This is a genomic window from Skermanella sp. (assembly GCF_059503625.1).
Window position 1 is genome coordinate 1 of sequence record NZ_JCACHA010000035.1, and the last position, 4,398, is coordinate 4,398.

Here is a 4,398-nt window from a genome sequence, read left to right on the forward strand (position 1 = left end):
TTGCGGCGGCGGAACGACGAACTGGCGACGGTTCAGCCCGTCCTCGACCGGGTGCCCGATTTCGTCTCGCTGCTCGAACGGCAACTCCCCGATGAAGCGGCGACGGCGCTTCGGCGTGCGGAAACCATAGGCCGTCCACTCGGCAGCGAGACGTTCTTCGACGATCTGGAGAGGCGGCTGGGCTTCGTCGTCAGGCCCCAGCGCCGTGGCCGCAAGCCGAAGAGCCGGCTTGACGAAACCGGTTGAACCTTCAGCCCCGTCCGGTCTCCCCTGCGCCTCACGTGAACAGCTCATCCAGCTCGCGATAATCCGGGACCTCGGCATCCAGCAGTTGTCCTGCACGCAGGACGACGCGGTCGGATTGGGGCCGTGACAGAAGTTCGCTGTAGCCCCTGGCGCGGAAGACCACGAGGTCGGCGGTCTGCCCCACTCCGACCCGGCCGGCGCCATCCAGCCCCATGATCCCGGCCGGCGTCGCCGTTGCGGCTCGGGGCCAATCGCCGAACGGGCGGTCGAGGTGCAGGATGCGCGTGGCTTCCCGGTATACCTCCACCATGTCGTGGTCGCCGTAGCCGTAGAAGGGATCGCGGCAATTGTCGGACGCGACAGCCACCGGGATGTTCCGCGCCCGCATCTCGTGGAGCAGGGTCACTCCACGCCAGCGCGGCGTCCGGCCGGGCACCCGATCCTGAAGATAGAGGTTGCACATCGGCAGCGTGACGACGGCGATCCCGGCCTTCGCCACGAGGTCCAGGGTGCTCGACGCATGCTCCGGCTCCTGCATCGCCAGGCTACAGCAGTGACCGCAGAGGATGCGGCGCTCGAACCGGTTGCGCAATGCCGCCTCGGCGATATGGCGCAGGCAAACGGACTCGGGGTCACCGGTCTCATCGACATGGAAATCGACGTCCAGGCCGTGTTTGCCCGCCAGGTCGAAGATCCGGTCCAGCGCCTCGTCCAGCCGTGGGACCATGTAGGTGACGCAGCCCAGCACGCCGCCGTGGCGGGCCACCAGTTCGGCGATTCGGTCGCCCTCGTCGGTCAGGTAGGTTTCCGGCGTCACGAGGCAGACAGCCTGCAAGTCGATCCGGCCTTCCCAGCGTTCGCGCATCCGGTCGAAGGCGGGCCAGGATATCCCCGCCTGCTTTCCGGCCGAGTCGAGATGGGTGCGGACCGCGCAAGTGCCGTGCGCATAGGCGCATTTCAGGCCGAACTCCATGCGGGCGGTTACGTCCGCGGCGCTCCAGTTGGCGTCCCGGTCCTGCGCGACCGCATCGAGAGCGCCCGCGAAGGTGCCGTCCGGGTTCTCCCGGCGCGGCCAGATATGCCCCTTGTCCAGATGGGTGTGAAGATCGACCGGGCATGGCCAGACCTGCCCCCGGTCCAGGTTGATGCCCGGACCGCAACAGGGGGCGGTCCCTCCCGGCACCACGGCGCTGATCCGGCCGTGCTCGATCCGCAGGTCGACAAAGGCCAGGCCGTCGTTATCGGCGCCCGCCCTGATCTCCGGCGAGGCATCCTCCAGCAGGCAAAGCGGCACCAGCGCTTTCTTGAGCCAGAATTTGGCGCCGCGGCAGGCGCCGGTGATTGTCGCATGGAAGCGGCTGGGCATTTTCAGGCAACCGGTTCTGGAATTCCAAGGAGAGAGAGATGTCGCGGCGCTACGAAAACGTCTCTCAGGCTGCGCCACATCGCTCTGATCGGCAAGAGCGGCCATGGCCGATCGTCGCGGATTCGCACTGGAGAGCGGCGAGGAAGATCGGCCTGAAAAAGGAGGGCGGGACCCATGCGGAGGGGACCAATGCCCCGCCCCCTTAAGTGAACACTCGCGGCAAAATCCGCATTAATCCAATATGCAAACACCATACCAGAAATTATCCGCGCAATCGCATGCCTACGGACGATACATTTGCATCGAAAAGCGGCGTCATTGTGGTGCATGCCGAAAGTTCAGGCATCGAACCGCCGTCACACGCGGTCGCGCAAGGCGTCGAGCGGGAAGCGGTCGACTTCTCCCAGCAGTTCGACAAGACAGCGGGCCGCATGACCGACCAGGGCGGCGCCGCGGGCGGCGTCGGCATTCCGCGCATCGCCGCAGACACCGAACAGGTTGAGGTCCTGGCTCTGCCAGCCGAAGCCGATCTTCCCTTCCGGCGTCAGGTACTTGAATTCCTGGGCCATCTCGATGCTGAGGCTGTCGAAGCTGCGCCGCTCGGCCTGCCGGACCAGTTCGGGGTGCAGATGGAGCATCATCGACGTCTCGATCGCGCCGCCATGGATGCCATGCTCGACCTCGGACGGCGGGAAGAGTCCCTCGGGCAGGCCGGCGCTGAACCAGCTGCACGTCACCACGAACATCTTGAGCCGGACCCGCAGGTCGCGGGCTACGATATCCATGATCTGCGGCTGGCCGCCATGGCTGTTGAACAGAACAAGCTTGCGGATCCCGGCGCGGAAGACGCTCTCGCCGATTTCCGTCCAGACCCGGATCAGGGTTTCCGCCGACAGCGACAGGGTTCCGGGGAATGCCTGATGCTCGTTCGACTTGCCGACGGGCATCATGGGCAGGACGAGGACGGACAGGTCGTCCGGGATCAGCGGTACGGCGCAGCTGACGATGCCGCAATTTATGGCACTGTCGACCCAGACCGGCAGATGCGGACCATGCTGTTCCACGGCGCCGACCGGGAGCACGGCGATCGTGCGTTCGGCATCGATTCCCGCGAAATCCTTGGTCGTCAGGTCCTTCCAATAGCGACTCCGCGAAGCAGTCATGAAACCTCATCTCCCCTTGGATAGTCCGAGCGAAACCCTTTCGGGACGCCTTTCAAGGATCATCGTCTTCAAGTAGCATGCCACCGGTACGGCTACGACGGGGAAGGTTGCGATGCTCATTGCCCAGATCAGCGATCTGCATGTAGCGGCCGAAGGCGCGCTGGTCGTCGGCAAGGTCGACTCACGGGCGACGCTCGCGGCGGCCGTCGCCCGGCTCAACGCGCTTCGGCCCGCTCCGGACCTGGTGGTCATCACCGGCGATCTGGTAAATGGACCGAAGCCGGGCGAGTACGAGGCCCTGGCGCCGCTTCTGGAACCCCTGGAGCTTCCCTGGTGCGCGATCCCCGGCAACCACGACGACCGCGCAGCCTTGCGGCGGTTCTGCGCCGGGCAGCCCTGGGTGCCGCCGGAAGGCCCGTTCTTCCAGTACACGATCGACCACCTGCCGGTCCGGATCATAGCGCTGGACACCCTGGTTGCGGGCGAAGTCCCTGGACTGCTCTGCCACCGCCGGCTGGACTGGCTGGCCGACCGTCTGGCGGAGGCCCCAGGACGTCCGACGGTGTTGCTGATGCACCACCCGCCCTACGAGATCGGGATCGGCTTCATGGACAAGCTCCGCTGCTTCGGAGTCGAGCGCCTGGGCGAGCTGGTCGAACGCCACCCTGCCATCGAACGGATCCTGTGCGGCCATGTCCACCGGCCGACCTGCGTCCGCTGGCACGGGACGCTCGCCAGCACGGCTCCCGCCGTCTCGTTCCAGTTCGCGCTTCACCTGGACCCGGAAGCCAAGGGCCTGTGGACGGAGGAACCGCCGGGAATAGCGCTGCATTTCTGGCGGGAAGGCTCCGGCATCGTCAGCCATATCCAGCCGATCGGCGATTATCCGTGGCTCTCTACGCGCTGAAGCCCCTTGCCTGACCGGTGGGCACGGGTAGATTAACCCCATGGTTGAGATCAGAAAAAAATCCGTGTTGATCACGGGAGCGGGGAAGCGCATCGGCAAGGCCATCGCGCTGGACCTCGCGGCCCAGGGCTGGGGCGTCGCCGTTCATTACTTCACCTCCAGGGACGATGCCGACGCGGTGGTGGAGGAAATCACCCGCCAGGGCGGTCGTGCCGCAGCGGTGCAGGCCAACCTGGGCATCGAGGCGGAGACGGTGGGGCTGGTCCCGGCGGCGGTCGAGCAACTCGGTCCGTTAACGGCCTTGGTCAACAACGCCAGCGTGTTCGAGCGGGACGAAATCGACGATGCGGACCGGGAGAGCTGGGACCGCCACATGGAGACCAACCTGCGGGCACCCCTCGTGCTCTCCCAGGCCTTCGCCCGCCAGCTGCCGGCGGATGAAGACGGCTGCATCGTCAACATCATCGACCAGCGGGTCTGGAACCTGACGCCGCATTTCGTCTCCTACACGCTGAGCAAGGCAGGCTTGTGGACCTTGACCCAGACCCTCGCCCTGGCCTTGGCGCCGCGAATCAGGGTCAACGGCATCGGTCCGGGTCCGACGCTGAGGAACGACCGCCAGAGCGAGGAGCACTTCGCGGCCCAGTGGGAGAACATCCCGCTTCGGCGACCGACCGGTCCGGAGGAAATCTGCCAGGTCGTCCGCTTCATCCTGG

5 protein-coding genes are annotated in these 4,398 nt (G+C 66.0%); 3 read left to right on the forward strand and 2 right to left on the reverse strand.

The features are described 5' to 3' along the window. Positions 1 to 246 (forward strand): hypothetical protein (locus AC5JJ6_RS00840; RefSeq protein ID WP_496040219.1); only part of this gene is annotated, 246 nt, incomplete at its 5' end. 31 nt (positions 247 to 277) lie between these two features. Here the strand turns inward: AC5JJ6_RS00840 and AC5JJ6_RS00845 are convergent. Together AC5JJ6_RS00845 and AC5JJ6_RS00850 are read right to left on the reverse strand one after the other, a co-directional pair. Beyond that, positions 278 to 1,612, reverse strand: a complete 1,335-nt coding sequence (locus AC5JJ6_RS00845; RefSeq protein ID WP_496040220.1) for a cytosine deaminase — start codon at positions 1,610 to 1,612, stop codon at positions 278 to 280. A 356-nt stretch (positions 1,613 to 1,968) separates the two neighbouring features. Continuing rightward, on the reverse strand, positions 1,969 to 2,775 hold the full coding sequence (locus tag AC5JJ6_RS00850; RefSeq protein ID WP_496040221.1) for a creatininase family protein: 807 nt from the start codon (positions 2,773 to 2,775) through the stop codon (positions 1,969 to 1,971). A gap of 112 nt (positions 2,776 to 2,887) precedes the next feature. Here AC5JJ6_RS00850 and AC5JJ6_RS00855 point away from each other — a divergent pair, with 112 nt between their 5' ends. Next, positions 2,888 to 3,682, forward strand: a complete 795-nt coding sequence (locus AC5JJ6_RS00855; protein ID WP_496040222.1) for a phosphodiesterase — start codon at positions 2,888 to 2,890, stop codon at positions 3,680 to 3,682. Positions 3,683 to 3,722: 40 nt separating this feature from the next. After that, positions 3,723 to 4,398: SDR family oxidoreductase (locus tag AC5JJ6_RS00860; RefSeq protein WP_496040223.1), on the forward strand; the 676-nt coding region annotated here is incomplete at its 3' end.